The sequence below is a fragment of the Geodermatophilus sp. URMC 63 genome, from assembly GCF_053502565.1.
In genome coordinates this window covers 3,073,723-3,100,603 of the sequence record NZ_CP199956.1, presented here as the reverse complement: position 1 = coordinate 3,100,603, position 26,881 = coordinate 3,073,723, and the positions used below count along the sequence as shown (strand labels likewise).

Here is a 26,881-nt window from a genome sequence, read left to right as displayed (position 1 = left end):
CGACACGCTATGCATGGGAGATCCCGCCCTCCGGGAACCCACCGGCGGCGGCCCCGTGTGTTGGCCCTGCCTCCGTCGGCCGCAACTGCTCCTCTTCGATGCGTTCGACGGTCAGGTCCGGACCGGTCAGCTCCGCACCCGGACGTCCGCGGCGGAACACCAGGACGCGGGTGGACACCTGGACCAGTTCCTCGACGTCGGAGGAGCAGACGACCACGGCCGCTCCCCCGGTCGCCGCGCCGACGACCAGGTCGTGGATGGTGGCCTTCGCACCGACGTCCACCCCCTGGGTGGGTTCGTCCAGCACCAGCACCTTGGGGTCGGTCCGAAGGAGCCGACCCAGGACCACCTTCTGCTGGTTACCACCGGAGAACTGGTCGATGACGCGCTCGGACATCGGCGGCCGGACGTCCAGAGCCTTCATCCACTTCTGCGCGTCCTTGCGCTCCAGACGCCGGCTGAGACGTCCACGCCGCGAGATCGACCGGATGTCGGCGATGGTGAGGTTCTCGCGGAGGGTCGCAGTGCTGAGCAGGGCATCGCGACGCCGTTCGGCCGGCGCATACGCCAGGCCTCGCGCCAGAGAAGCGGCCGGATCTCCCGGCCGGATGGACCGCCCGTCGATCGCGACCGTGCCCGGCAGGTGCAACTGCCCGGCGATCGCGCCGGCGATGGTCTCGCGACCCGAACCCGTCAGGCCGGCGATGCCCAGCACCTCGCCGGGCAGCACGTCGAAGTCCACGCCACGCAGGCCTCCGCCGTGGACATCCCGGACGGTGAGCCGCGGGGCGACGCCGGAGTCGCTCTTCGCCGCTGGCGCATCCGACTGGGCGCGAGGCGTCAGGGCGCGGCCGAGCATCAACTCGACGAGTCGGTCGTGGGACAGATCGTGGGATGACACCGTCGCGACCTTGCGACCATCTCGGAGGATGGTGACCGTCTCAGCCAGTTCCATCACCTCGTCCAGGTGGTGGCTGATGAACAGCACCGAGCCGCCCGCCCGTGTCAACCGCCGCAGCGCGTCGAAGAGCAACTGCGCATCAGGCCCGGGCAGGGAAGCCGTCGGCTCGTCGAGGATCAGCAGCGCCGGTGGCTTCTCGCCGTGCAGCGCTCGCACGATGGCGACCACCGTGCGCTGAGCCGCCGACAACGAACCGACCAGGGCCCGCGGGTCGATGTCGTAACCGAAGTCCTTCAGAGCCCGACCGGCGCTCGACCGCTCGTCACCCTTGGAGATCCGGTTCACCCAACCCCGGTGTGACGCCATGAAGAAGTTCTCCGCCACGCTCAGGTCCTCGATGAGACCCAGGTCCTGGTGGACGAACCGCAGACCGGCATCGTTGGCAGCCGCCGCAGACCCCAACTCGAACGGCTCACCAGCAACGGTCGCCTCACTGCCGGCGTCCGGGCTGTGGTAGCCACCGAGCAGCTTCACCAGGGTGGACTTCCCACACCCGTTCTGGCCCACGACCGCGTGGATCTCACCCTTGCGGATCTCCAGGTCGACCGTATCCAAGGCCCGCTGGGCACCGAACGACTTCGTGACACCCCGGAGCCACAGGACCGTCTCGCGGTCGGAACCCGCGGTGGCGGCCATTGGACTTTCGGTGGCGGTCATCAGCCTCGTCCTTCGAAGGTGGCGCGGTCAGGGTCTCGGCGCACTCGCCCGCCCCACGCACGTGGCGGGGGTCACTCCTACCGCGGGGAGTCTGGCACCCGTCCGAGCGCCCAGTCAACGGTTCCTCATGACCAATTAGCGGGCCGCTCCGAGCTCGACGAGGGCGGCGGCATCCAGCGGTCGGCGGCTACGACCAGGGAGATCTTCGTGGAGGAGCAACCGCGAACCAGCGCGTCGCCAGACTCGGCGAACGACCAGGCAGCATCCACCGGTGATGTCGGCAGGCAGCGGGAGGACGCCGGCCAGGACCTGGAGGAGCGGACTCCGAGACGGCGTGCGCGCTCGCCATCCGGCACCCGGACGACCCTGTGCCTACGGTCGGGGGACCATGCGATGGAGGTCGTCGCGATCGAACCGACCGAGGTGCCCATGGGGCATCGGCCGGGCAGAGGTCGCCGCGGTCGGCTCCGGGACCAAGCCGGGCCGAACCGGCGGCTGCCACCGCGCGGCGGCCGACCTGCGCTCCTGCATCCGGCCTACATGCCGTGAGCGATCGTGCGCCGCGGGCTGGGATCGGACCGTGCCGGCCGGCCGGCCCGGCAACGCAGGGAGGCTGGCGCAGCGCTCGGCCGAGGACCTCCGGACGAGATCAGTCAGATCGTGCCTGACGCTGCCGCCGTCGACCCTGGACAGAGGCCGTGCAGGTCAGGGCGCTTTGCTCGTCTGAGCCGAATCGGGCGCGTTCACGATGTACTGCTTGGCGTAGGGCAGCCCGAGACGCTCGTCCCCCTCCTCGGGGAGGGTGTTGCGCCACGTCCGCAGGCGGGTCGTCGGAGCAGCGAGGTCGATCTGGAGCCAGGGCCGTTCGACTCCCGCCTCGAACTGCGCGTTGATGTACTGCTCGATGTATTCCGCTGGGTGCGTCTTCGACAGCGCCCGACGGTGCTGGTCGACCCACTCTTTCTCCTGGCCGGGCTGGAAGACGACCTCGGCGCGACCCTGGACGTTCACGCGCCGCATCGGGCCCGTCGTCTCGTCGATGGTCATCGCTACGCGGCCGTCGCGGCGGACGTTGTTCCACGGTGCGGAGTTGGGCCGCAGCGTGAACCCGATCTTTCCTTCGTCGAACAGGAAGATGATCGGGATCACCCGCGGGTAGCCGTCCTCGTCCACGGTCGCGATCCGGGCGTAGAAACCCGGAGCGGTCATGAACTCCTCGAACTCCTGCTGGGTCAACTTCGGCATGTGAGCTCCTCTGCGTCGGGAGCCGGAAGTCCGGTCAGCACGGTGAACACCGACGATCGCGGTGCCGCAGTGCCGTGCAGGCCGTCCTTCTGACAGTGATGTGTGGGTGGTGTGCAGGTCGTTCATGGGCAGTGCCCGGCGCCGGAGTTCTCGACGTCCTCCCCGGGCGCCTCCTGGGCCGCGAGGAATCGCCTACCGGCTGACGGCCTGTGGGTCTTTGCCGGTGGTCGGGTTGTCGGCCGCCAGGTCCGATGGGTGCGGGCCGGCGGAGTCGGTGGGTTCGACCTGGGTGGTGGTGCGGGCGTTCTGCCGGCGGCTGAACATCACCGCGGCCACCAGGGCGATGCCGTTGAACAGCGGCGTGATCCAGAACCCGGACCCCGACGAGGACAACTGCAGACCCTGCACGCCCAGAGCCAGGGTGAAGATCGCCAGCAGCGTGCCCCACACGTTGGGCCGCAGGTTGAACTGGGTGGCTCCGAGGAACACCGCGGCGTAGGCCGGGAAGAGGAACGGCATCCCGATGGAGTTGGTGAACGTCCCCACCTGGGCGATGAACACCACCCCGGCCAGCCCGGCGATCGCCCCGCCCGCGATGAACGAGCCGATCACGACCCGCTCGGTGCGCACCCCCGACAGTCGCGCGGCCTCGCGGTTGAACCCCGAGGCGTACAGGTGGCGACCGATCTTGGTCCACTGCAGCACGTACCACACCAGCAGACCCAGGACCACGGTCACGAACAGGCCGTTGGGAACCCCGAGGGTGCGCCCCTGACCCAGGTCCATGAAGTTCTGCGGGAGCGAGGCCAGCACCTGCTCGTTGTTGGAGATCTTCAGCGCGATCGCGGCCAGGATCTGGCTGGTGCCCAGCGTCGCGATGAACGAGTTGATCCCCAACTTGCCGACCAGCAGCCCGTTGACCAGGCCGACGAACGCCGACACCAGGACAGCGATCAGACACATCGTCCACACCCCGAGACCGGGATGGTTGTTGCTCATCCAGGCCATCAGGATCACCGACAGCGCCAGATTGGTCCCCAGGCTGATGTCGAACTCACCGGCCACGAACGGCAGCAGCGCCGCCAACGCGAGGATGCCCACGACCGCCTGACTGCGGGCGACGCTCTGGAAGGTGATCTCGGAGAGGAACAGATCAGGAATCGTGATGCCGAAGATCACGATGATCAGGACCAGCAGGTACAACACGCTGACCCGCCTGGGGCTCAGCGCACCCAGCACACCCGACACGCTATGCATGGGAGATCCCGCCCTCCGGGAACCCACCGGCGGCGGCGTTTGGTCACGCTCGGGACTCGCGGTCGCAGTCATGGGACTCGTCCTTCGAAGTTGGCGCGGTCAGGATCCCGGCGTACTTGCCCACCTCGCGCACGTGGCGCGGGTCACTCCTACCGCGGTGAGTCTGACACCCGTCCACACGCCCGGTCAACGGTTCCTCATGACCAATTGGCACCCGGAGGTGGCCCCGTGAGCGGCGAGCACCCGGTCGGCCAGCTATGCCTGCGATGCCATCAACACCTCGTTGCTCCGCCTCGCGAGACGTCAGATGCGCCGGGTCCTCGCGACTCGAGCCGCCAACTCTCGCGCCACTGCGGTCACCGCCGGCCGCTCCTCGTGATCGTGCGGATCGTCCAGCCGGCGTACCCCACCGCGAGGTCCGCCGCGGTCACGGCGACGGCCGGCACCCGCCGGACCACCTCGGTCGATCGGATGGTGGCCCGACCACGCGGAAGCCGGGAGGTGCACCGCGGCGTCGTCCACCGCCTGCACCGCGAGCGCGGATGTTCGTCCGCACACGCGGTCGAAGTGCGCGACCGTCCCGCCGATCCGCGCCGCGCGATCGCGTTGCGCGGCGGGGTCGCTCTCGATCTCAGCGACGACGGGCGGCACTGGCGGCCCGCTCGCCCGAGAGTTCATGATGAGGAACATGACGAATGAATCCGCTCCTCTGACGGCGGCAGAGCTGGGTCAGCTGCGTGCGCTCCTCGAGCGCGACGCGATCCGGCGAGTGGTCGAGGGCTACGCCCGCGGCATGGACCGGTGCGAGGAGTCGAACGCGCGCGCGGCGTACTGGGACGACGGGCACGACGACCACGGCGGATTCAAGGGCAATGCCCAGGAGTTCGTGACCTGGGGCCTGGCCGCCGCCAAGGAATACTCCGGTCAGCAGCACGTGCTCGGGCAGTCCAACATCGCCGTCGACGGCGATCGGGCGTCCGCGGAGACCTACTTCGTGCACTACGCCGAGCATGGGCGTGCGCCTCTCCCGAACTTCGTCACCGCGCTCGCGGGCCGCTACGTCGACTATCTCGAACGACGCGGTGGCGAGTGGAAGATCGCCAACCGGGTCGTCGTCATCGACTGGAGCACCGTGTGGCGCTCGGACGAGCGGTTCCCCGGGGTGGACGCCTTCGTCGGCGGCGACTGGTTCCCCGACGACCGGATCTATCAGAAGCCGCACTCCCTGGCCTGAGGGATCGGCTCGGACCAGGATCGCCGGCGTCGGCCAGGCCGCGCACCGGACGCAGCGTCCGGTGCGCACAGCCATCGCTCGCCCGCGAGACCTCGAGTACCGAGCGGTGGCCGGGCCTTCGAATCGGCATCGCGCACGCCTCGCCGATCGGGGAGCCTGTCCTCCGAGTATCGTCCCGGCGCGACCGGCTGGCGCGTGGCACATCGACCTGTCCCAGGCGCCGAAGATGAGCTTCAATGCGATCGGGCTCCTGGCGGTGCGGGAACCGGTCCGGTGGTGACCGGCCGCCGGAGCCCCACGGTCGAGGAGATCGACGCGGCTGAACTGCTGGATCGGCGTCGATGCGGGTTGGTCGCGGTGTCGCGCATGCAGAGATCCACGCATCGCTCGGTCAACGCTTCAGCACACAACGGTAGGAGCTGACATGGACGTCGACACGACTTTCGACGACAAGCGCTTTCGCGAGGTCCTGGGCCACCTCCCCACGGGCGTGGTGGTCGTCACGGCGATGGGGCCGGACGGCCGACCATCGGGGATGGTCGTCGGGTCGTTCACGTCGGTCTCCCTGGACCCGCCTCTCGTCGCCTTCCTGCCCGCCCGCTCGTCCTCGTCCTTCAAGACCCTTCGGGAGGCACGCACCTTCTGCGTCAACATCCTGTCGGCGAAGCAGGAGCCGATCTGCCGACAGTTCGCTGTCAGTGGCGGGGACAAGTTCGCCGGTGTCGACTGGTCTCCGGCGCCCTCGGGCGCTCCCGTCATCGACGGAGTGGTCGCCTGGATCGACTGCGAGTTCGAGCGCATCGACGAGGCCGGGGACCACTACATCGTGCTCGGGCGCGTCACACACCTGGGGACGGGCGTGCCGACCATCCCCCTGCTCTTCTTCCAGGGCGGATACGGCGGGTTCGCCACGACGTCCCTCGCGATGGGTGCGAGCACCGACATGCTGCACAGCCTGTCGATCGCCGACCGGGCACGCGCGGAGATCGAGGCCCTGGCTGCCGACGTGGGTTTCGAGTGTCATGCGCAGGTGCCGAAGGGCGACCAGAGCGTGGTCGTCGCGTCAGTCTTCCCGCCCCAGGACGTGGTCCCACCGTGGCGCATCGGCATGACCTTTCCTGTGGTGCCGCCCTGGGGTGAGGTGTTCATGGCATGGGCCCCTCGCGATGAGCAGACCCAGTGGATGGACAGGATCAGGACGCCCGCTGACGATCGCCAGCGCGTCCTCGACGAGATGGCGACGATCCGGAGCACCGGATGGTCGATGACCGTGTGGCGGTCCATGGCAGACGTCGACGAGGTCTCCGAGATCATCGCGGAGCACGGACACACTCCCGCGATGGAGCGTCAGATCGCCCAGCTCATGCGCAGTACCACCTCCGTCGCCGAGGTCAGGTCGCAGGAGGACGTCGCGCGGTTGGACGGTCATCCGACCGGAGCGATCGCGTCCATCAGCGCACCTGTGTTCGGCCCCGACGGCGAGCTGGCGCTGATGGTGAACATCCACAACATCCCGGTGACCACTCCCAAGCCGGACGTGCAGCGATGCATCCAGCGACTGCTCGAGGCCACTGCACGCATCACCGAGCGCCTTGCCTAGCTGTGCTGCGGACCAACCCTCGGCGTTGTGGGCATGCCGCACGCGCGAGGGCGCGTCACCGCCTCGACGAGGCGTCTGGTTCTCTCGTCGAGGCGCTCGAGCGCCTCGTGGGACCGCTCGCCCCGCATCGGCTCAGACCGGGGGTTCGTCCGTCCTGATCTTCTCGTGCAGCATCGTGGCAGTGGCGGTCACAGCCACCCCACCGGTCCCTCGAGCAGGGAGCCCAGTTCGCTCCGGTTGATGTTGATGACCTGTGAGAGGTGCTCGTGCATGAGTGTCGAGGCAACCTCGCCGTCGCCGTCGACGATGACCTGGGCCAGCTTGAGGTGATCCCCGACCAATCGCTTGTGCAGCTTGCGGACGTCCCCGAAGGTGGAGAGGTGGTGGGCGACGATCTGGCCGTACGCGCGGAACGTGAGCTGGAAGACCCGGTTGCCGGCCAGGCCGGACACCGCACCGTGGAAACCCTCGTGGCCGGTCACGTAGACGTCGAGGTCGACGTGCTCGTCCGCCTCGACGTCACCGGACAGGTACGGAGCCATCACCTGCTCACGCAGCGCAGCGTCGGGATTCATCGCGGCCATGCGGGCGAGCGTCGACTCCGCGAACACCCACGCCTCGAACAGCTCGTCGTACGTCGCCCCCGCGAGGTGGAAGAACAGCGCCTGCATCCTGCCCAGATTGGCCGTGTCGACGGTGCCGACCACCGGGCCACCGCCCGGACCGCGACGGATGCTGATCATCCCCTGGACCTCCAGGAGGCGCAGCCCCTCGCGCAGGGACTCGCGGCTGACACCGTACTGCTGCAGCATCTGGGCTTCCGAGGGCAGACCGTCCCCGGGCTGGAGCCCGGCGGCGGTGATGCTGCGCACGACGTCCCGAGCCACGACCTCCGCGGCCTTGAGCGGTCGGAGCACCGAACCTCCGGCGGCAATGGGGATGCCCTTTGCCTGAGTCGCCGACTCCAGGGTCCGTGTCTCGGTCTGCTTCTTCCTCGCCACGTGCATCCTTACTTTCCCGTGACGGGCCCGGAGAGGCCCGCTACACGACTGCGGCCGCGTATTCCTCGAGCCGCCATTCCTTGATGATCAATATATGGCTCAACTGCCGGCGTGAGGACGAGGCGTGACATGACCCCGTCCGCCGTCTGGGATCCGCTGGCGCCGCCGGAACCTCCACCGCATCGTCTAGGCATCCGCGACGTGTAGAGCGTTGGTCATCCAGCTGCTGTTCCACCGGTCGCGACCAAACCGAGCAGGAGTCCGCTCTCCTGCTCCACCACCTCGGCGCCCAGAGTGCCAGCGCGCTCGCCCCTCATGGTAGGCCTTCACCCGACGGTGTCGCGGACGGCGCGGCCACTGGCCCCGGTGCACGGTGCGCGGTGCACCGGGGAGCAGCACGATGTCCGGCTCGGGGCAGGCACACCCAGGTCGATCCCTCGGCCGACCGCCGGGCCGACGTGGGTCGGACACCTCGCCGCCTGCGCGACCACCGCTGACCGCACTGGTGCTCTCAACCTGCGGCGCGGGTTCCGAAGCCCGCACGGCGTTCCCTCGGCGCATACGGAACGGCAATGGAGACTGCAGGTGGCAGTACGGCGCGTCGAGATCGACGAGCAGCTCGCCACCCGGGCGCGGACAACCGCAGGGCACTCCACGCGCGAGGCCGGGCGTGCTGGCCTGGCCGCGCGGCATGCGGTCTGATCGGCGCTGGCATGAGCATCGGATGGCGGGCGACTCAGCGATGCCCGCCAGCGGCGCCGACAGGAGGCCCGGCCCGTCACCGACCGCAACACAGCCGGCGTCGCCGCCGCAGGTGTGCCTGCAGTTCCGGCGGCCAATTCAGTCCAATTGCTCTTCCGCGTCGACCCGTGTTCGGCCCGGACCGCCCGGAGGATGCGCCCCGCCAGCAGTGGAGCCGCCGGCCGCGGCGTCGGTTGGCCGACAGCTCAGAGCAGGCCTGCACCGTGAACCTCGCCCCCACGTGCCTGCCACGCCGCGAATGCTCGGGAAGGCGCGGCGAGCGATGGACCGGGCGAGCTCGGCTTTCGCGAGGGCGTTCCTGCGGACTTCGTCGGGAACGTCGGGGTGGTCGCCGGGGGGAGGAAGAGGTTCCACAGGCCGCGCCGGCTGGCCTCGGCGCGCAACTCCTCGGTGCGAGCGGCGCGTCCGAAGTCCGTGTCCGTCGTGCTCCTCGGTCTCAGTCGTCCAGTGCGGACAGGCCCGCGTCGAGCAGGGGGTCGATCGCTTCGGCGATCCTGTCGAAGCCCTCGCCGACGGTGTGGCCGGCGAGGAAGCGGTAGTGGATGCCCTCGAGGATGGCCGCCAGCTTGAATGCGGCCAGCGCGCGGTACCAGCCGAAGCGCGCCAGGTCGCGGTCGCTGGAGGCGGCGTAGCGGTTCAGGATCTCGTCCTCCGCGAGGTAGCCGGGCGCGAGGGAGGCATCCGTGACCGCCTCGCCCAGCACAGCACCGAACCGGTCATAGGTCAGCATCAGCGCGAGGTCGGTGAGCGGGTCGCCCAGGGTCGCCATCTCCCAGTCCAGCACGGCGGTCGCCCGGTCCTGGTCGTCGACGAGGACGTTGTCGAGGCGGAAGTCGCCGTGCACGATGCCGGTGGCCGACTCGATGGGAACGTCCGTCGCGAGCCGCTCGAACAGCTCCTGGGCGGCCGGCAGGTCCCGGGTGTGCGACGCATCGAGCTGTTTCTTCCAGCGCGCCACCTGGCGAACGAGGAATCCCTCGGGACGGCCGAAGTCGCCCAGCCCGACCGCGTCCGGGTCGACCGCGTGCAACGCCGCGAGGGTGTCGACGAGGCCGGTGGAGATGGCGCGGGTGCGGTCGGGCCCGAGCTCCGCGAGCTGGGCGGCCCGCCGGAAGGGCGTGCCGGCGCAGCGCTCCATGACGTAGAAGTCGGCACCGATCACCGACTCGTCGCGGCAGATCGCGTAGGTCCGCGGCACGGGGACAGCGGTGTCCTGCAGCGCGGACATGACCCGGAACTCGCGCGCCATGTCGTGTGCGGTCGCCAGGACGTGTCCCATCGGCGGCCGGCGCACGATCCACTCGCTGGTGCCGTCGGTGACCACGAAGGTCAGATTCGACTTGCCGCCGGCGATCAAGGTCGCCTCCAGCGCGCTGCCGGCGTCGGGCACCTCGGCCGCGAACCAGCGCCCGAGTCTGTCGAGGTCCAGACCGGGGGCGCTCACTCGACACCGCCGGTGAGCGTGACCCCGCCGTCGATGACCACGGTGTGGCCGGTCAGCCAGCCAGCGTCCACCGAGAGCAGGAGGGCCACGAGGCGATCCGCCCCGTCCAGCGCCTCGCCACGGCCGGTGATGACGACCCAGGCGCGGTCGGCGACCGCTCGTTCGGCGATCGAGAGACCGCTGCTGCGGCTGGCGCCGGCGATGATCGCGGTCTTCCCCTCGAACCTTCGGCTCACGTGCGCCTCTCTCGGTCTCTGACCAAGCGTGTGCTGTCCTGACCGCTTCCGGGCCTGTCTCGATGCCGCGGTACCCACGCCCTCCACCCCACCAAGCCGCCGCCGGTGGACCGCCGGCGCCCCGTCACCGGCGATGCCGACAGCGGGATGAGGGAGCCGTCCGGCCGTGCTGACCGACGCAGGAGACATCCCCGATCCCTCGAGGCCGGACCTCGTCCGCCTCGAGCCGGCATGTGCGGCGACATGGGATCTTCGTCGGAGACGCCGGTACCCCTGCTACGCAGCGACCGGGGATGCTGACCGGGCGACTACGAGCTCGCCGGAGTCCTCGTCACGTGTGCGGCCAGGTCGCGGAGGAGGACGTCGTACGTCGCCGTGATCATCTCCGCGGCGACCGGTTCGTCCGCTGCCTCGGCGTCGAACTCCACAGCCCAGCGGACGAAGGTCTGACCGGTCGACGTGACCGCCCAGGCCCCGGCCTGGACGAGGTAGCTCCGCACCGGGAACCGGCTCGCCCCCACGATCTCGTAGCTGACACTGCGCCGGACCTCGTCGTGTCCGAGCAGGCGTTCCCGCACGACTGCGCCACTGCGCACCGTGACCGCGCGGACTGCGCCGACGGGTCCCCGGCCGACTGCTCCGTCCTCCAGCTGACAGTCCACGACGGCAGTGAGGCAGTTCGGCATCGCGCCGAAGTCCCCGAGGACACGCCAGACGTCCTCCACGGGTGCATCCACCACCGCCGACACTTCGGTTGTTGCCACGCTCTGCACCTCTTCTGTGAACTGCCATGACGCGGTTGGCAGGGCGTCGGTCCTGACGCTGATCCGCAGTTCCCGGACCGTGGTCCACCCGCGTCAGGGGCTGCGCGCGCTGCCGGTCTGATCCCGCTTCTGCCGAGCCGATCCGCCACACGGGGGCGCGGCCGGACGGCACTCACCACTCCCTGCAACGGAGTGCGCCCCGGAGCAAGGCTCCGGGGCGCACTCCGTTCAGTACGTCACCTGCGCGGGAAGCGGTACAGCTCGCGCGCGTTGGTCTCGACGATCTGGCGGACCTCCTCGTCAGGGACGTCGTGCATCATCTCCGTGACGATCTTGCGGCTGTTCGGCCAGTAGGAGTCCGAGTGCGGGTAGTCGGCCTCCCAGGTGATCTTGTTGACGCCGATCTTGTGCCGGTTCTCGACGCCGAAGTAGTCGCTGATGAAGCAACCCCAGATGTGCTTCTGGAACAGCTCCGTCGGACGGACGGTCTGGTGGATGTTCTGGTAGAAGCGGTGCCGCTCCCAGGTGTACTCCATCCGCTCGAGCACCCACGGCATCCAGCCGATACCGCCCTCGGCGACCGAGACCTTGAAGTTGGGGTGCCGGTGGAAGACGGGCGAGAAAATCAGGTCCGCCACGGTGTACATGGAGTTGGTCCCCATGAGCGACGACATGACCGCCATGGGCGCTTCGGGCGCGGTCAGCTTGACCTGCCCGGAGGTGCCGAAGTGCATGGTGGCGACCGCGCCGACCTCTTCGAACACGTCGAACAGCCGGTCCCAGTGGTCGGTGTGGAAGGAGGGGTGGCCGAGCGGCACCGGGTTCTCGGGGAAGGAGATGGCCCGGACCCCGCGGTCCGCGAGCCGGCGCAGCTCGACGATGGAGGCCTCGACGTCCCAGTAGGGGAGGATCCCGATCGGGATGAAGCGGTCCGGATAGGGCGTGACCCACTCCTCGTGGACGTAGTCGTTCCAGGCCTTGGTGCACAGCAGCGCGAGCTCGGGGTCCTTCACGTTCTGGAACATCGTGCCCGCGAACTTCGGGAAGGACGGGAAGAGCAGCTCGCCCTGGACGCCGTCGATGTCCATGTCGATCACCCGCGCCGCGGGGTCGTAGCAGCCCGGGATCATGTCGTCGAAGCGCAGCGGCTCGGTGCCGAGCTCCTCGCGGGACTTACCCGCGACCGCGTTGAGCCCGAGCTGCGCGTAGACCAGCCCCTCGAGCTGCCAGACCTGGCTGCCCTTCGGGACGCGCTGACCGAAGCCGTACTGGTCCATCTCCTCGCCCGTGGCCTCGATGATGCGGGGCCCGTTCTCCTGGTGCTTCTTCGGGAGGCGGCTGGACCACACCTCGGGACGCTCGATCAGGTGATCGTCCACCGAGATCAACTGCATGTCGTCGGTCAGGGGCATCGCGTGATCACTCCTCGCTCGTGTTCTCTCGCGGCACTCCGGCTGAGGTGGCCGCATGAGAGCCAGGGTCCTGGCTCGTCCCGCAACCGGCGGCCGGCGTCGGGGCGACTCCCATCCCGGACACGCTCGTCAGCGAGTAACAACATGGTACAAACATCCGTACGAATTCGCCAGGTCAATCGGCCGGACGCGGCGTCGCACGGCCGCCACGGCGCCCCGCGATCGCGCCCCTGCAGTGGGCCGTAGGGTGATGCTGTGGAACAGGTGGGCGTCGTCGGTGGCGGGACCATGGGCGCGGGCATCGCGGAAGTCTGCGCACGAGCCGGCGTCGACGTCGTCCTGGTCGAGGCGGACCCGGCCGGCGTCGACCGCTGCCGCTCGCGCATCGAGTCGTCGATGCAACGTGCGGTCCGTGCGGGGCGCCTGCCGTCCGAGCAGGCGGAAGCGGCCCTCGCACGCATCACCGTCCTGGCCGATCTCGAGGGGACGAGCGACGCAGACCTGGTGATCGAGGCGATCCCGGAGGTCGAGAGCCTCAAGCTGGATCTCTTCCGCCGGCTGGACGCACTGGTGAAGCCGGACGCGATCCTGGCGTCCAACACCTCCTCGATCCCGCTCGTGAAGATCGCCAGCAGCACCGATCGTCCGGAGCGCGTGGTCGGCGTCCACTTCTTCAACCCCGTGCCGGTGCTGCCGCTGGTCGAGATCGTCGGCAGCCTGCTCACGTCGGACGAGACCCTGCACGCGGTCACCGACTTCACCGAGAAGCGCCTGGGGAAGACGACCATCCGGTCGAGGGACCGTGCCGGTTTCATCGTCAACGCGCTGCTGGTCCCCTACCTGCTGTCGGCGATCCGGATGCTGGAGTCCGGGTTCGCCACCGCCGAGGACATCGACGCCGGGATGGTCCAGGGCTGCGCCCATCCTCTGGGACCCCTGGCCCTCGCCGACCTGATCGGTCTCGACACCACCGCCGCCATCGCCGACTCGATGTACCACGAGTTCAAGGAACCGCTCTACGCCTCTCCCCCGTTGCTGCTGCGGATGGTCGAGGCCGGCCTGCTCGGCCGCAAGACCGGCCGTGGCTTCTTCCCATACGCGAACTGACCCGAGGACGAGATGCCACAGGCGGGGCTGTACCAGCTGACCGAGGAGCACGACGCGGTCCGGGCCGCGGTCCGGGACATCGCCGAGCGGGAGATCGCGCCGTACGCGGCCGAGGTCGACGCCGACTCCCGCTTCCCGATCGAGGCGCAGAAGGCGCTGACGGCGGCCGGGTTCCACGCCACGCACATCCCCGAGAGCTACGGCGGTGAGGGGGCCGACGCGATCGCCACCTGCATCGTCATCGAGGAGGTCGCCCGGGTCGACGTCTCCGCCTCGCTCATCCCGGCGGTCAACAAGCTCGGGTCGATGCCGATCATCCTGTCGGCGTCGGCGGACCTCAAGCAGCAGGTGCTGCCCTCGATCGCCGCGGGCGACGCGATGATCAGCTACGGCCTGTCCGAGCGCGAGGCCGGCTCCGACGCCGCCGCGATGCGGACCCGCGCCCGGCTGGAGGGCGACACCTGGGTGCTCAACGGCACCAAGGCCTGGATCACCAACTCCGGGGTGTCGGAGTGGTACACGGTCATGGCCGTCACCGACCCGGAGCAGCGGGCCGGCGGCATCTCCGCCTTCGTCGTGCACCGCGACGACCCCGGCTTCGCCGTGGGCCCCAAGGAGCGGAAGATGGGCATCAAGGGCTCGCCCACCTGCGAGCTGTACTTCACCGACTGCACCGTCCCGGCCGACCGGATCATCGGCGAGCCCGGCACCGGCTTCAAGACCGCGCTCCGCACGCTGGACTTCACCCGCCCGACCATCGGCGCGCAGGCCGTGGGCGTCGCCCAGGGCGCGCTGGACGCCGCGGTCGAGTACACCCGCGAGCGGAAGCAGTTCGGCAAGGCCGTGAGCGACTTCCAGGGCGTGCAGTTCATGCTCGCCGACATGGCCATGCAGATCGAGGCCGCCCGGCACCTGGTCTACGTCGCCGCCGCCCGCGGCGAGGCTGCCCACGACGGCGGCAAGGTGGACCCCGATCTCGGCCGGCTGTGCGCCGCGGCCAAGGCGTTCGCCTCCGACGTGGCCATGAAGGTGACCACCGACGCCGTCCAGCTCTTCGGCGGGGCCGGCTACACGCAGGACTTCCCGGTCGAGCGGATGATGCGCGACGCCAAGATCACCCAGATCTACGAGGGCACCAACCAGATCCAGCGCATGGTCATCGCCCGCAGCCTCCTCCGCTGACGGAGCACGCGGGGCGGAGCGGCTACGGGTCGACGCTGGTCGCCTCGAGAGAGCGTCCGGTAATCGTCGTGCGAACGGTCCACCCGGGTCGACATTGGTCGCCTCGAAAGCGTCCGGTGACCGTCGCTCCGCTGCCGACCCGACGACGCCAGTGATCGATGCTCGGACGACCGATCGCACGTGCAGGTCCGGCTCGCACTTTCGTTGAAGACCGGGGCCATCCACGGATGCAGTGGGAGGTCCCTGTTCCCCAACCACCCAGTCCGAGCGGTCACCCACCCCGTCCACCTGGACCAGGACGCGGTTGTGGGAGCAGTCAGCCCAGACCTCGGGCCTTGGCCACCTTATCGAGGTGCTGCAGGTGGTCATCGAGGGTCGTATAGCCCAGGCCCATGGTCTTCACGGACGCGTGCGTTCCACCATTCGCCTCCCATGTGTCGAGTGTCCTGAGCACGTCATCGACACCCAACGACTGGAAACCGGGGCCCACCGTCTCGAGGTCGACGCGGAACCCGTCGACCTCGCGTCCGTTCTCCTCCATCACCTGACGCACCTCCCGCCACCCGGGCAGGGCCATCTCCTCCAGAGGACCCGTGAAGATGAAACCGTCCCCCAGCTTCGCCCCCCGCCGATAGGCCGGCGACGACAGACCGCCACAGACCAACGGAATGGGGCTGACCGGTGCGGGATTCAGCGCGGCACGGTCCACGCGGTGATGCTTCCCCTGGAAGTCGACGACGTCGCCCGACCACAGGCGCCGAAGCAGATCGATCTGCTCGGTGATCCGTTCACCCCGGCTCCTGAAGTCCATCCCCAGCGCCTCGTACTCCACAGGGTTCCAGCCAGTGCCCACGCCCAGGGACAGACGCCCACCGGACATCAGGGCGACGTCCGCGGCCTGTCGCGCCACCAGAACCGTCTGCCGCTGAGACAGGATCATCACGCCGGAGCTGAACTCCAACCGCTCGGTGAGCGCCGCCAGATGAGCAAAGGCGACCAGCGGGTCATGGAACGGATCCGTCTCCCGGTAGGGCCCGGTCAAGGGCGGCTCCCGGTCCTCGTGGACCGCGCCGACGACGTGGTCGTACATGACCAGGTGATGAAAACCCATGTCCTCGACCGCGCGCGCGAAGTCACGCAATGTCTGAGGATCACCGCGCAACTCGATCTGGGGGTAGATAGCGCCGATTCGCATGCTCAACACATTCCTTCCGTGAAGGCCGAGCGACGACTCCCACGCCGTCGAACGGAACCGAGAACCCGCCATCAACGGTCGCGGGCAGAGCCCCGATGCGAGAGAGGCCGTCCACGCGGCGGGTCGATACGGCGGCGCGGTGTCCAGGAGGCCCGTCAGCCTCTCACCAGGGGATGAAGTCGAGTCTGGTGCGTTCCATGCGCATCGTCTTGATCTTCCAGTCCTCCCCGACGCGTTCGTAGGTCTCGTGGTAGAAGCCATACCCGACGAACGCCTTGAACGGAGCGTCGGCCGCGAACCAGACACGATCGATCTGCGGCCAGGTCGCTCTGCCAGTGGTGGGGCTGGTGATCTCGATCTCGGGATTGCTCACGTGATGGACCGATACGACACCCGCGAGCGACTCCATGGCGGAGGCGACGGCCTCATCGACGCCATGGAGGATGACGTCCGTCTGTGGAGCGGAGTTCGCGCCGGTGACGGGATCGGTCATGACACCGCGACAATCGACCACGGCGTCGTCGGCCCAGACGCGGCGGAGCAGGTCGCCGTCCTTCGTGTCGACGCCCCTCTGATGTCTTGCTTTCGCGAGCCTGATGCCTTCGATCGCTTCCAACTTCGCAATTGCGTCCATCTCGCCCCATCCGTGTCGACCGATACTGGATTCGATGCTGCCTCCGAGCCGGGGTGATGCAGCGCGACGCTCGGACCGGTGAGAGGTGTGTCCCGACCGACGACAGCAGGACACGGTGCTGCGTGCACGATCGCGCCCGTGTCACCTGCTTGCCCCGACCGGGGCCGGCCCGGCGTCGCCTGGGAGAGACGACGCCGGGCCGATCACGAGACCGGTCAGCAGCGAGCAGGCGGTCAGGAAACCTGCCACAGCTCCTTGTACTGGTCCTGGTAGTCCGCCGGGTCCCAGCTCCTGGTGCCCGCCGGGATGGTGTCGGTCGTGTAGAGCGCCATGCCCAGGTCGGCGTTCTGCTCCTGGAGGGGGTCCATGCCGACGCTCACCCGGGCGATCTGGTCGAAGATCGCCCAGGGGTAGCTCCCGCTGGGCAGCAGGATCGTGGCGTCGTAGTCACCGTTCTCGACCTGCTCCACGATGGCCGGCTCCGTGGGGATGGCGACGTACACCTTGATGTTGTCCAGGCCGGCGGCCGTAAGGGCCTGGGGCAGTCCGCGGACCGCGTTGGCGTAGGAACCGAGCACGTACTCGGTGTCGGGGTTCTGGCGGACCGCCGCGACGACGGTGGAGGCGACGTCCCCACCGAGATCGCCGGCGGAGATGTTCAGCTGCTCGAGGCTGCACCCGCTGCAATTCTCGGCGATGTGCGAGTCGATCGCATCGTTGATGGGCGCCAAGGTGGGGAAGTCGGGAACGTTCACGAACAGCGCGTTCCCGGTGCCGCCGCTCTCGACGATCATCTGGTCCGCCATGCGGAGGTTTCCTCCGACCGTGTTCTTGGACATGGCGTTGCCGTACAGGCCGTTGGCCTCGCCCTGCGGCACGTCGCCTTCGGGGCCCGCCCCCAGGAAGACCGGGATCCCTGCGTCCTTGGCCGCACCGAGGCTCGGTCCCATGGCGTCGATGGAGGATCCCCCGACCACGATGTAGTCCACGCCCTCGCTGATGGCGCGCAGCACCCCGTTGGGGATTCCCTGCGGGTCCGTAGCTTCGACGGCGTAGATGTTGAAGTCCCAGCTCAGGGCCGCTGCAGCCTCCTCGAAGAACTCGTCGTACACCGCCGACGGCTGGTTGTTGTAGCGGACCAGGGCGACGGTCTGGCCGGCCTCGGGCTTCTGGGTCAGTGGAACGTCCACGGGGATCTCGTCGGACGGATCCACGTACGGCTGGAGACGCTCCTCCGCCGCCGCGACGGCCGCGTCGTCCGTCTCTCCGGAGGACCCCCCACCGCCACCGGAGCTGTCGCTGCCACTGCCGCACGCCGCGAGACCGATCAACAGAAGTGCGGATGAGACGGCCGCGATGCCTCGAGCTCTGCTGCTGCTGGAACCCCTGCGGGAAGTTGAACCGGACACTGCCTGGCCTCCAGATGAGGATGGGTTGACGCAACAGGGACGACGAAACGGAACGGTTGCGACCGTCTCACCGGGTGGTACTCGACACTCTCCGTCGGTCAGAGCAGCGGTCTTGGTGCTCGTGCCTCGCCTCGAATGAGTGGCGGGCGTCACCTTGGCACCCGGCTTCGCAGGCAGTCAAGAGTTCCTCATAACGAATTCGAACACGTCACGTACTGGAGTCGAGCCCACCGGACGAGTACTCACCGGAGTCCCGGGATCGGGCCGTTTCGCTCCACACGGCGACCGGGCGAGCTGGCGGGCGGCGCGAGCCGATCGCAGTGGGTCACCGCCCCGGCGACCGAGGAACGCACCGAGCTGACCCGCGCTACGTCGGAGACGACCAGTTCAGGAGCGAGCGGGAATCCTGGGAGAAGCGCTGGTCGTCATCGTGTCGGGGTCGACGCCGCGGCGCGCCGGCCGCTGACGGTCGGCCGCTCGGGCGGCTCGGTGCTCTCCCCTGTCACGAGCAGCCGCTCCACTGACGGCCGGTCGGACCGGCCGCGGCCCCCCTCGCCCGGCGACCTCGACGGGCCGACGGCCACAGGCCATCGGCGAGGACTGTCCGGGCGGCATCCGGTTCATCCGCTGGAGCTCGGGGCGGTGGCCACCGGCGGACGAGGACCGGACGGATCACATCGGCGGGTCGTCGAGGTAGGCGAGCGCCTCGATCGCCAGGCCGTGGTCGAGGTCGTTGCGGATCCGGCGGCGCAGTTCGAACGTCAGCGCCCGTCGCGTCGCCCGGAGCGTGAGGTCCTTCAGCTCCGCGAAACCGTTGGCGAGCTCGAGTGCACGGTCGAGCAGCGCATCGAGCGGGAGCACCTCCCCGACGAGCCCCCGCGACAAGGCCTCCTCCGCGGGGATCCGCTGCCCCGTCAGCAGGAAGTACCGGGACCGGTTCGGTCCCATGAGCATCTCCCAGACGATGTTGTTGCCGTCACCGGGCACGCGTCCGGCCGTGAAGTGGGTCGTGTCCTGGATGACGGTGTGCTCGGCGCACAGCACCACGTCCGCCAGGAAGGGCCAGCACGGGTGGACCGTGATCGGACCGTTGATGGCGGCGATGACGGGGACCTCGACGTCCAACAACCCCGTCAGGATCCGCTCCGCCGTCCAACGGATGTGGTCCCATCCGCTCGGCGATGCCTTGCCTGCGGCCGTGCTCTCGCCGACTCGGTCGTTGAAGGTCTCCCCCGTGCCGGTGATGACGACGACCCGGTTCTCGCGGTCTGCCGCGATGTCGAAGAAGACCTCGGACAGCTCCGTGTGTGCCTGCCGACCCATCACGAACGGGCCACCGTCTTCGTGGAGGCGGACGAGCAGCACCCCGTTCGGCGACCTCTCCAGGGAGATCGTGCTGTAGCGGTTCCTGTACTCATCGAGGCTGAGCACGGACGTCTCCCGGTGAGGGTGCGCGAGTCGTCGTCGACTTTCGGTCAGCGACTGGGATCCAGTCCTCCGTCGACCGCGAGGTCCTGCGCCGCGATGAACCTCGATGCGTCGGAGATGGGGAACACGAACACCGGAGCAGGTCGCTGTCGATGTCGCCGTGACCCCCGAGGGGCACCTTCTCGACCTGGCTCCGGTACACCGCCCGGTCCTCGTCGCTCATCTTCGCGCGCAGCTCATCGCCCAGCGTCGTCTTCACCACCGGGTTCACCGAGTTGCAGCGGATGCGATACCGGGCCCACTCCACGGCCATCGTCCTGGTGAAGCTGATGACCGCTCCCTTGGAGGCGGAGTACGACGAGGTGAGGATCGGGACGTCCTTCAGCGCGCCACCGGCGGCGACGTTCACGATGGACCCGCCCCGCTCCAGGTGGGGGAAGACCGTCTTGCAGACGAAGGCGGTCCCCTTCGTGTTGATCGCGAACTGCGTGTCCCACTCGGACTCCGGAGTCGCTTCGGCGTGCGACATGATCGGCAGTCCGGCTGAGTTGACGGCGGGCGTCGACCTTCGATACGTCCATGTGCCGGTAGGTGACGCGGCCCGGACCGGTTCCGGTCGCCTCCTCGGCGAAGTGCGTCCCCTCCGCGTCCCGGATGTCGCACGTGACGACGTGCGCGCCTCGTCGGGCGAAGTAGCGAGCGGACTCCCCGCCGATGCCGCGGGCACCCGCGTGAGCAGGATCTTCTTGCCTTCGATCGAGAAGGGCATCGTCACTGACGCCTCCGGGAGGACGACGACTCCGTCATCGGAACGAGCGAGCCCAGCTCGCGGGCCTTCGAGCGGTATTCGTCTTCCCCGAGCAAGGCCTCGTAGGCGGCATTGGTACCGAGACCGGCGTCGACGCTCGCGGTGGACCCGTCGCGCATGAGAGCTGCCAGCGTGTTCCGGATGCCCGACATGGGCCGGTTGGCCGATCTGGAGCTGCGCCACGTCGACCAGCAGCCGGACTGGCGCGCGCGGCGGGGAGTCGCCTCCGTTCCCGCCCGGGCGAGGAGCGAGGCTCCTCGCCCGGGCGGGGGGCAGCGATCACCCGATGTAGAGATCCGGCTTCCCGCCGGTCGTCACCTTCTCCGGCCGGCCGGATCGCATGGAGGCGAGGAGCGCGTCCGCAGTGAGTGCCGCCGTGTACCCGTCCCAGGCGGAGGAACCGCCGGCCGTGCCTTGCAGTGCCTTGTCCACCCAGTCCTCGAGCTGCAGGCGATAGGACTCGTCGAAGCGGAGGAGCCAGTCCTTCTCGATCGCGACACTGATCTGAGAATTCCGGAGGGTGACGGGCGACGACGGGCCCGGGAGACTGACGATCCCGTCTTCGCACACAACTTCTGCGGTCGACTCATAACCCAGGAACTTGGTGTTCACGAATTGCTCCACCATGCAGAGAACACCCTTCTTGGTCTTCATGACGCAGACCATGGGATCCTGCAGGCCGCCCGGCACGTGCCGGCTCGCCTTGGAGGTGAGACTCTGGACTTCGTCCCACTCATCGTCTCCCCCGATAAGCCACGGCAGGTAGTCGATCTCGTGGATCATCGCGTCCGTGATCTGCATGTCGTTCTCGTAATAGGGATAGAGCTCAGAGATGTTCTCGGAGCGCTGCGTGGCCCTCACGATCAGTGGAGCACCGAACTCTCCGGATTCGAGCAGTTCCTTGATCTGAGTGAGCGATCGGTCGTATCGCTTCATGAAACCGACCTGCACGAGGCGCTTGCCACCCGCGATCTCCGCGTCGACGATCTGCTTGCACTCCGCCGCAGTATCGGCCAGCGGCTTCTCCGAGAAGACGGGCTTTCCCGCCTTGACTGCCGCGAGAACGATGTCTGTGTGGAGAGCGGCAGGTACCGTCACGACGACCGCGTCGACCTCATCGCTGGTGATCAGCTCGTGGGCGTCCGCGTATCTCCTCGCGCCTCCGACCAGATCTGAGACCGCGTTCGCGCTCTCGTCACTGACGTCGCAGACAGCCACGACCTCGGCTCCACGGACTGTATGGTGCAGCGTCTGGGCGTGAGCTCTGCCCATCGTGCCGCATCCGACGATGCCGACCCTGAACATCTTCACTCCTGTCGAAGATGGGTGTTCTCCCGCTCACGCCTGGAATGCCATGCCCCGCGGAGGATGGGCGGTTGCCTCACGAGGAACGGACCATCAGCCCGGACAGACCATGGGCTTGTCGCTCAACTCTCCGCGGACCAGAGCATGGGGTGTGATGAGGAGCTCATGGGGGTATGAGCTTCCTCCCTCATGAAGTTCGGGGCAATCCTTCCCTCATGAGGATCCGGGCCGGCTCGCCAGGGGAGCAGCCCAGGATCGAACGTGGCTCGGGTACCCGGCACCTCCTCGACCGCTGGTCGTCGACACGAGGCAGCGCGCGGTCCCCATCCCCTGCTGGTTGACGGTCGACCGGCAACCGCTGGCACCTCCGCCTGTGACGGCGGACGGCGGTCCCAGGTGTGGGCCGCCGTCGATCGCGAACCGCGGCCCCCCGTTTCGGAGACGTCATCAGGGCCAGGAGGCGACTCCTCATCTGGCGGGTCGTCGTCATGAGGCACGGCCGCCGACACGCGCAACGCCGAGACGGCAGGGGGATCGACGCACGTCTCTCCGAGCCTGCACGTACTCACGGCGAGTGCTCTGGTTCGCCATCCCTCACCCGGCACGCCCGCGCGGACGAGCACGACCTCCTGGCGATCCCCCACTGGGACGGGGCAGAACCGCAGGGATCACGGCGCCATGTGAGTCGCCGGCCGCGCATCCGCCGGCCGGCGGAGCAGCGTCTGTGCGGTGCGACCGTGGAGCCATTCCTTCTCGTCGGCCGACAACTGGTCGCTGTCCCGCAGGTGGAAGAGCGCCTCCGCGTAGGAATGCGGCACCGCGTGTGCGCGGGCCCACACAGCTCCGCCGACGGCCTGGTCAGCCGGATTCCCGCCACGCCCGGGGTCCGGCTCTTCTCGACGACCCAGTCGTCGACCGACGGCATGGGCACCGGGCCGGCCGCCCCCCGCATCGTCGTGCCGTCCTCCGCGGCCACGAGGGGACCGACCACGAGCGTAAAGCGGTCCGGGATCCGGGCAGGCGGGTACTCCCCCACTCGGGGCCGCCGGTCGGGTGCAGCACCGCGCGGTCCACACCGATCGCCCGCATGTACCCGAGGGTCACCTCGGTCATGAGCTCGAACCGGGTCAGTCGATCAGCGCCTGCCCACTCGAAGGCACGGGTGGCTCGTGCAGTTGTGCGTCGACCACGAACACCCGAGGACCTCTCCTCTGCTCCATGGTCGAGCACCGCCAGGCGATCGGGGAGTGCTGGTTCCTCGGCGATGACCCGCCCCACCCGCCGGCGGCGGGTGGAGAGCCAGTGCTACTTGACCGTGGCCCCTGCGTCGACGGGCAGGGTGATACCGGTGACGTACCGGGCCTCGTCGGACACCAGCCACGCGATCGCGTTGCTCACGTCGATGGGCTGGATGACGTTCACCGGGAGAGGGTTGACCATGCTCGCCGCGATCACGGGGTTGGCCGAGGCATCCAGCCCGGTGAACCCGACCAGCATGGGCGTGTCGACCCCCGTGGGGTGGACCGTGTTGACCCGGATGCTCTCCGGCGCCAGGTAGTTGGCGTACATCCGCATGATGCCCACGACGCCGTGCTTCGCGGCGGCGTACCCGAAGTTGCCGCCGTTGGTGCCGGCGACCATGCCCTTGAGCCCGTTGACGGAGCTGGTGATGACGATGGCCCCACCCTGACCCTGCTCCCGCAACGTGGGGAGGGTTGCCTGGAGGGTGTTCCACACGCCGACCAGCATGATGTCGACCGCATCGCGGAACGCCTCGTCGTCCCGTCCCGGCGCCAGGCCCTGGAACATCACGCCGGCGTTCGCCAGGACGATGTCGAGCCGGCCGAGAGTGGCGACGCCGTCAGTGACGGCCGCCTTGAGCGCTGCTGGGTCCCGGACGTCGGCGACGTGTGCCACCATCCGCCGGTCGAGCTTCTCGACCAACGCGACCGTCTCGTCGAGGTCCTCACGCGACGACATGGGGTACGAGACCGTGTCCACCTGACCACAGATGTCGACGCCGATGATGTCGGCACCCTCCTCGGCCAGCCGGATCGCGTGCGAGCGGCCCTGCCCACGGGCGGCGCCGGTGATGAAGGCGACCTTGCCGTCCAACTTCCCCATGACACTTCTCCTTCTACGAATCGGTCCCGGGCTCACGCCTCGGGTACGGGCTCCCACTGCGGGATGGTGACGCCGGGTTCGACGTCCTCGAACCGGACACGGACGGGCATGCCGTCGTAGAGCTCCGGGGCTCCGGGCAGGTACCCGACGAAGCGGATCGCCGGGTCCTCATCGAGCTGGACCAGGACGACCGTGCACGGCGCCGGGAACGCCTCGTGGATCGAGTGCTGCAGCACCGTCCACGAGTAGACCGACCCGGTCGGCCGGACATCCCGCCACCCGACGTCCCACGACCCGCAGTGGTGGCAGTACGACTTCGGCAGGTGCAGCGTCGCGGCGCAGGAGTTGCAGATCCGCACCACGAGGCGGTGCTCGGCCGCCGCCGCGAAGAATCCCCCGGTCTCCTCGTCGTCGACGACCGGCAGCGGCCTGCCCACGGCCGACATCACGCGGCCCTGAGGATCAGCGCGCTCGTGACCGTCGGCGTTCCCGAGGTCACCAGGCAGGTCTGCGCCCCCCGGACCTGCGACGTCGACTGGCCTCTCATCTGCCGGACCCCCTCGAGGATGTGGTTCATGCCGTGGATGTAGCCCTCCGAGAGGTTGCCGCCGGCGGTGTTGATCGGAACGGTGCCCCCGATGTCGATCGCCCCGCTGGACGCGAAGGCGCCGCCCTCGCCCGTGCCGCAGAGCCCGTAGTCCTCCAGCTGGAGGAGGACGGTGATCGTGTAGCAGTCGTACAGCTGGGCGACGTCGATGTCCGCGGGACCCAGGCCCGCGCGACGGTAGAGCTCCTTCCCCACTCGCCTCCCCGGGTTGTCGAGGAGGTTCGGCCGCATCAGGGCCGGGAAGACCTTCCCGCCCTGCATCTCGGGAATCGCTCCCTGCGTGACCGCGCGGATCAGCACTCCGGGGTGCGGGGAGTCTTCGGCGCGCTCCGCGGCGGTCACGACGACGGCGCATGCGCCGTCGGTCTCCAGGCAGTAGTCGAACATCCGAAGGGGGTCGGCGATCATCCGCGACTCGTAGTAGTCCGAGAGCGACATGGTCCGATCGGCCATCTGGGCGGCGGGATTGGCGTTGGCCCGCTTCCGCACCGTCATCGCGATGCTCGCGAGGTCGTCGGAGGTCGACCCGTACTCGATCATGTGACGACGCGCGTACATCGCGAACAGCTGGCCGGGCGCCATCAGCCCGTAGGGCAGGAAGAACTCGTCCAGGGTGCCGTTGCCGCCGACGTGACGCGCTCCTCCGGACTGCTGGATCGCCGTCCCCTTGCCGTACCGGAGTCCGGAACGGCCGTTGAGCCCTCGGTAGACGAGCACGTTGGTCGCCTGGCCGGAGAGGATGGCCGCCACGGCCTGACCGATCATCCCGCACGGGGCAGAACCGCCGGTGCCGGTGATCCCCCAGAAGGTGAGGTCGGACAGGCCGAGCCAGTGCCCGATGTCGTTGTGGTGCACGGAGTCGTAGTCGGAGCGGACGACGCCGTCGATGTCCGCCGGCATGAGTCCGGCATCCGCGATGGCCGCCAGGCTCGCCTCGGTGACGAGCGCGGCGACACTCCGGCCGGACTTCTTCGAGAACTCCGTCGCGCCGATCCCGACGATGGCGCACTTGTCCCGGTGATCGTGATTCGTGGTCGCCATCTCGCCGGCCCTCTCGTTCAGTGCTGCAGAGAACTTCGATGCGTCGCGCCGGAGGCGCGGGTGCTCTTCCGGAGAGGACGGCTCAGAGGACGGTGCCGGAGATCTTGAGCTTGATGATCTCCTCGTAGTCGAGGCCGAGCTCGAGCAACACCTCGTCGGTGTGCTCACCGTGCGCGGGCGCCGCCTGCAGCGGGTAGCGGGCCTCTCCGAACTGCCAGGGGGACGCCGCGACGGGCACCTTCCGCCCTCCCGCGTCCACCTCGGTCAAGTAGCCGTTGGCCAGGACCTGCGGGTCCTGGCTGACCTCGAAGCTGTTCTGCACCCGCGACCACGGGCCGCCCAGGTCCGCCAGCCGGGACTCGACCTCCGCGAGGGTGAACCGGCCGAAGACCTCGTCCAGGGCCGCCGTGCACGCCTGCCGGTGGGCGGCGCGGGCCGCCGAGTCGACGAACCGCTCGTCCGCGGCGAGCCCGGGCTCCCCCAGGGATTCGCACAGCCGCGCGAAGAAGCGGTCCGACTGGAACAGCGACAGCTTGACGAAGCGACCGTCACTCGTGCGGTAGGACAGCGACAGCGGATTGCGGTTGTCCTCGCGCAGCGTCTTCTGGATCTGTTCGCCGCGCATCGCGGAGGCGGTGATCGCCGGCGAGTTGCCCCAGACGGCCACGCTGAGCAGCGACACGTCCACCAGCGGCGCCTCCCCGGTGCGCTCGCGGTGGAACAGGGCCGCTGCGACCGCACCGGCCACCGCCGTGGCACCCGGCAGGTCACCCAGCCCCGGTCGCACCGGCGTCGGCAGAGGGGAGCCGGCCGGCGTGAGGTTGTCCGCAGCCCCGCCGCGGGCCCAGTAGGTGGTCCCGTCGAAGCCCGGCATCGAGCGCTCGGGGCCGGCCGGGCCGTAGCCGCTGCCGCGGACGTAGACGATGGAGGGGTTCATCGAGCGGATGTCGTCGACGTCCACCCGCAGCCGTGTGCGGCTCTCGGGCAGGAGGTTGGTGAGGAACACGTCCGCCCCGGCGACGAGGTTGCGCAGGATCTCGTACCCCTCGGGGGTGCTGCCGTCCAGCCCGACGCTGCGCTTGCCGCGGTTGGCCTGCTGCATCAAGGGCTCGAACGCCTCGCCCCCGACGCTCATGTCCGCGATCACGAGGGCGCGCTGCGGATCCGGGTGCTCCGGGTGCTCGATCTTCACGACATCGGCGCCCCAGTCCGCGAGGATGGCTCCAGCGGCGGGTACGAACAGGTACGACGCCAGCTCGACCACGCGCACACCGTCGAGGACCTTCATGAACGCCTACCTTCGCTCTGGGATGCGGCCGGGTGTCAGGACGACAGCGGGTAGCCGATGACCCGGGTTTCGAGATACTCCTCGAACCCCTTCTCGTCGTAACGCGAATAATTCATCAGGATGAAACGCTAGGCAGTCGTGGGCCGGGTGTCAATGCGCTGTATCCACTACCCCGATACG

General features: G+C 68.8%; 22 protein-coding genes and 1 pseudogene. 4 read left to right on the top strand and 19 right to left on the bottom strand.

Translation table 11 applies throughout. From position 1 onward, the window contains the following. Positions 1–7: 7 nt before the first annotated feature. The 4 genes from ACWIZO_RS15285 to ACWIZO_RS15270 form a co-directional block, all read right to left on the bottom strand. Positions 8–1,618: a sugar ABC transporter ATP-binding protein gene (locus ACWIZO_RS15285; protein ID WP_448638505.1), complete on the bottom strand. Its 1,611-nt coding sequence runs from the start codon at positions 1,616–1,618 to the stop codon at positions 8–10. 705 nt (positions 1,619–2,323) lie between these two features. Continuing rightward, positions 2,324–2,863 carry a pyridoxamine 5'-phosphate oxidase family protein gene (locus tag ACWIZO_RS15280; protein ID WP_448638504.1) on the bottom strand — a complete coding sequence of 180 codons (540 nt, stop codon included), beginning with the start codon at positions 2,861–2,863 and terminating at the stop codon, positions 2,324–2,326. Positions 2,864–3,055: 192 nt separating this feature from the next. Continuing rightward, positions 3,056–4,069, bottom strand: coding sequence for an ABC transporter permease (locus ACWIZO_RS15275; protein WP_448638503.1), 1,014 nt, complete (start codon positions 4,067–4,069; stop codon positions 3,056–3,058). Between the two features lie 354 nt (positions 4,070–4,423). Beyond that, on the bottom strand, positions 4,424–4,810 hold the full coding sequence (locus ACWIZO_RS15270) for a hypothetical protein (protein WP_448638502.1): 387 nt from the start codon (positions 4,808–4,810) through the stop codon (positions 4,424–4,426). On the opposite strand from ACWIZO_RS15270, the gene ACWIZO_RS15265 reads away from it, so the two are divergent. Continuing rightward, on the top strand, positions 4,809–5,354 hold the full coding sequence (locus tag ACWIZO_RS15265) for a nuclear transport factor 2 family protein (RefSeq protein WP_448638501.1): 546 nt from the start codon (positions 4,809–4,811) through the stop codon (positions 5,352–5,354). The two genes, ACWIZO_RS15270 and ACWIZO_RS15265, sit on opposite strands and share 2 nt — an antisense overlap. A gap of 424 nt (positions 5,355–5,778) precedes the next feature. After that, on the top strand, positions 5,779–6,954 hold the full coding sequence (locus tag ACWIZO_RS15260) for a flavin reductase (protein WP_448638500.1): 1,176 nt from the start codon (positions 5,779–5,781) through the stop codon (positions 6,952–6,954). Positions 6,955–7,142: 188 nt separating this feature from the next. Here the strand turns inward: ACWIZO_RS15260 and ACWIZO_RS15255 are convergent, their stop codons facing one another. The 5 genes from ACWIZO_RS15255 to ACWIZO_RS15235 form a co-directional block, all read right to left on the bottom strand. Then, positions 7,143–7,871: a FadR/GntR family transcriptional regulator gene (locus ACWIZO_RS15255; protein ID WP_448638499.1), complete on the bottom strand. Its 729-nt coding sequence runs from the start codon at positions 7,869–7,871 to the stop codon at positions 7,143–7,145. 1,282 nt (positions 7,872–9,153) lie between these two features. Continuing rightward, positions 9,154–10,161, bottom strand: a complete 1,008-nt coding sequence (locus tag ACWIZO_RS15250; RefSeq protein WP_448638498.1) for a phosphotransferase family protein — start codon at positions 10,159–10,161, stop codon at positions 9,154–9,156. Further along, a complete protein-coding gene (locus ACWIZO_RS15245; RefSeq protein ID WP_448638497.1) occupies positions 10,158–10,397 on the bottom strand; it encodes a hypothetical protein in 240 nt (79 codons plus the stop codon). The genes ACWIZO_RS15250 and ACWIZO_RS15245 overlap by 4 nt, the downstream gene beginning before the upstream one ends. 308 nt (positions 10,398–10,705) lie before the next feature. Next, positions 10,706–11,146 (bottom strand): SRPBCC family protein, encoded by a 441-nt coding sequence (locus ACWIZO_RS15240; RefSeq protein WP_448642964.1) that lies wholly within the window; start codon positions 11,144–11,146, stop codon positions 10,706–10,708. 251 nt (positions 11,147–11,397) lie between these two features. After that, complete coding sequence (locus ACWIZO_RS15235) at positions 11,398–12,573, bottom strand: amidohydrolase family protein (protein WP_448638496.1); 1,176 nt, start codon at positions 12,571–12,573, stop codon at positions 11,398–11,400. 255 nt (positions 12,574–12,828) lie between these two features. On the opposite strand from ACWIZO_RS15235, the gene ACWIZO_RS15230 reads away from it, so the two are divergent. Together ACWIZO_RS15230 and ACWIZO_RS15225 are read left to right on the top strand one after the other, a co-directional pair. Beyond that, positions 12,829–13,680 (top strand): 3-hydroxybutyryl-CoA dehydrogenase, encoded by an 852-nt coding sequence (locus ACWIZO_RS15230; protein ID WP_448638495.1) that lies wholly within the window; start codon positions 12,829–12,831, stop codon positions 13,678–13,680. Positions 13,681–13,692: 12 nt separating this feature from the next. Further along, the gene (locus ACWIZO_RS15225; protein WP_448638494.1) at positions 13,693–14,862 is read left to right on the top strand and encodes an acyl-CoA dehydrogenase family protein; all 1,170 of its coding nucleotides are present in this window, start codon (positions 13,693–13,695) and stop codon (positions 14,860–14,862) included. Positions 14,863–15,178: 316 nt separating this feature from the next. Here the strand turns inward: ACWIZO_RS15225 and ACWIZO_RS15220 are convergent, their stop codons facing one another. The 10 genes and pseudogenes from ACWIZO_RS15220 to ACWIZO_RS15175 all read right to left on the bottom strand — a co-directional run bounded on the left by ACWIZO_RS15220 (position 15,179) and on the right by ACWIZO_RS15175 (position 26,701). Next, entirely contained in the window at positions 15,179–16,057 is an 879-nt protein-coding gene (locus ACWIZO_RS15220; RefSeq protein WP_448642963.1) for an LLM class F420-dependent oxidoreductase, read from the bottom strand. 163 nt (positions 16,058–16,220) lie between these two features. Further along, positions 16,221–16,691, bottom strand: coding sequence for a nuclear transport factor 2 family protein (locus ACWIZO_RS15215; protein WP_448638493.1), 471 nt, complete (start codon positions 16,689–16,691; stop codon positions 16,221–16,223). Between the two features lie 233 nt (positions 16,692–16,924). Continuing rightward, a complete protein-coding gene (locus ACWIZO_RS15210; protein ID WP_448638492.1) occupies positions 16,925–17,881 on the bottom strand; it encodes a sugar ABC transporter substrate-binding protein in 957 nt (318 codons plus the stop codon). Between the two features lie 891 nt (positions 17,882–18,772). Further along, on the bottom strand, positions 18,773–19,531 hold the full coding sequence (locus ACWIZO_RS15205) for an enoyl-CoA hydratase/isomerase family protein (RefSeq protein WP_448638491.1): 759 nt from the start codon (positions 19,529–19,531) through the stop codon (positions 18,773–18,775). Beyond that, positions 19,515–20,244 (bottom strand): annotated as a pseudogene (locus ACWIZO_RS15200) (SDR family NAD(P)-dependent oxidoreductase). The gene ACWIZO_RS15205 and the pseudogene ACWIZO_RS15200 overlap by 17 nt, the downstream one beginning before the upstream one ends. Before the next feature lie 371 nt (positions 20,245–20,615). Continuing rightward, the gene (locus ACWIZO_RS15195) at positions 20,616–21,641 is read right to left on the bottom strand and encodes a Gfo/Idh/MocA family protein (RefSeq protein ID WP_448638490.1); all 1,026 of its coding nucleotides are present in this window, start codon (positions 21,639–21,641) and stop codon (positions 20,616–20,618) included. A 1,305-nt stretch (positions 21,642–22,946) separates the two neighbouring features. Further along, complete coding sequence (locus tag ACWIZO_RS15190; RefSeq protein WP_448642962.1) at positions 22,947–23,765, bottom strand: mycofactocin-coupled SDR family oxidoreductase; 819 nt, start codon at positions 23,763–23,765, stop codon at positions 22,947–22,949. 32 nt (positions 23,766–23,797) lie between these two features. Continuing rightward, on the bottom strand, positions 23,798–24,202 hold the full coding sequence (locus ACWIZO_RS15185; RefSeq protein WP_448638489.1) for a Zn-ribbon domain-containing OB-fold protein: 405 nt from the start codon (positions 24,200–24,202) through the stop codon (positions 23,798–23,800). Between the two features lie 8 nt (positions 24,203–24,210). Then, positions 24,211–25,413, bottom strand: a complete 1,203-nt coding sequence (locus ACWIZO_RS15180; RefSeq protein ID WP_448638488.1) for a thiolase C-terminal domain-containing protein — start codon at positions 25,411–25,413, stop codon at positions 24,211–24,213. 82 nt (positions 25,414–25,495) lie between these two features. Continuing rightward, the gene (locus tag ACWIZO_RS15175) at positions 25,496–26,701 is read right to left on the bottom strand and encodes a CaiB/BaiF CoA transferase family protein (protein WP_448638487.1); all 1,206 of its coding nucleotides are present in this window, start codon (positions 26,699–26,701) and stop codon (positions 25,496–25,498) included. Between the last annotated feature and the right edge of the window lie 180 nt (positions 26,702–26,881).

Bases quoted from the DNA above. Each gene is read 5' to 3' on its own strand.
- ACWIZO_RS15190 (WP_448642962.1), bottom strand. From the start codon at position 23,765: ATGGGGAAGTTGGACGGCAAGGTCGCCTTCATCACCGGCGCCGCCCGT.
- ACWIZO_RS15220 (WP_448642963.1), bottom strand. From the start codon at position 16,057: ATGCGAATCGGCGCTATCTACCCCCAGATCGAGTTGCGCGGTGATCCT.
- ACWIZO_RS15265 (WP_448638501.1), top strand. From the start codon at position 4,809: ATGACGAATGAATCCGCTCCTCTGACGGCGGCAGAGCTGGGTCAGCTG.
- ACWIZO_RS15235 (WP_448638496.1), bottom strand. From the start codon at position 12,573: ATGCCCCTGACCGACGACATGCAGTTGATCTCGGTGGACGATCACCTG.
- ACWIZO_RS15280 (WP_448638504.1), bottom strand. From the start codon at position 2,863: ATGCCGAAGTTGACCCAGCAGGAGTTCGAGGAGTTCATGACCGCTCCG.
- ACWIZO_RS15260 (WP_448638500.1), top strand. From the start codon at position 5,779: ATGGACGTCGACACGACTTTCGACGACAAGCGCTTTCGCGAGGTCCTG.
- ACWIZO_RS15285 (WP_448638505.1), bottom strand. From the start codon at position 1,618: ATGACCGCCACCGAAAGTCCAATGGCCGCCACCGCGGGTTCCGACCGC.
- ACWIZO_RS15195 (WP_448638490.1), bottom strand. From the start codon at position 21,641: ATGTTCAGGGTCGGCATCGTCGGATGCGGCACGATGGGCAGAGCTCAC.
- ACWIZO_RS15225 (WP_448638494.1), top strand. From the start codon at position 13,693: ATGCCACAGGCGGGGCTGTACCAGCTGACCGAGGAGCACGACGCGGTC.
- ACWIZO_RS15270 (WP_448638502.1), bottom strand. From the start codon at position 4,810: ATGTTCCTCATCATGAACTCTCGGGCGAGCGGGCCGCCAGTGCCGCCC.
- ACWIZO_RS15180 (WP_448638488.1), bottom strand. From the start codon at position 25,413: ATGGCGACCACGAATCACGATCACCGGGACAAGTGCGCCATCGTCGGG.
- ACWIZO_RS15215 (WP_448638493.1), bottom strand. From the start codon at position 16,691: ATGGACGCAATTGCGAAGTTGGAAGCGATCGAAGGCATCAGGCTCGCG.
- ACWIZO_RS15175 (WP_448638487.1), bottom strand. From the start codon at position 26,701: ATGAAGGTCCTCGACGGTGTGCGCGTGGTCGAGCTGGCGTCGTACCTG.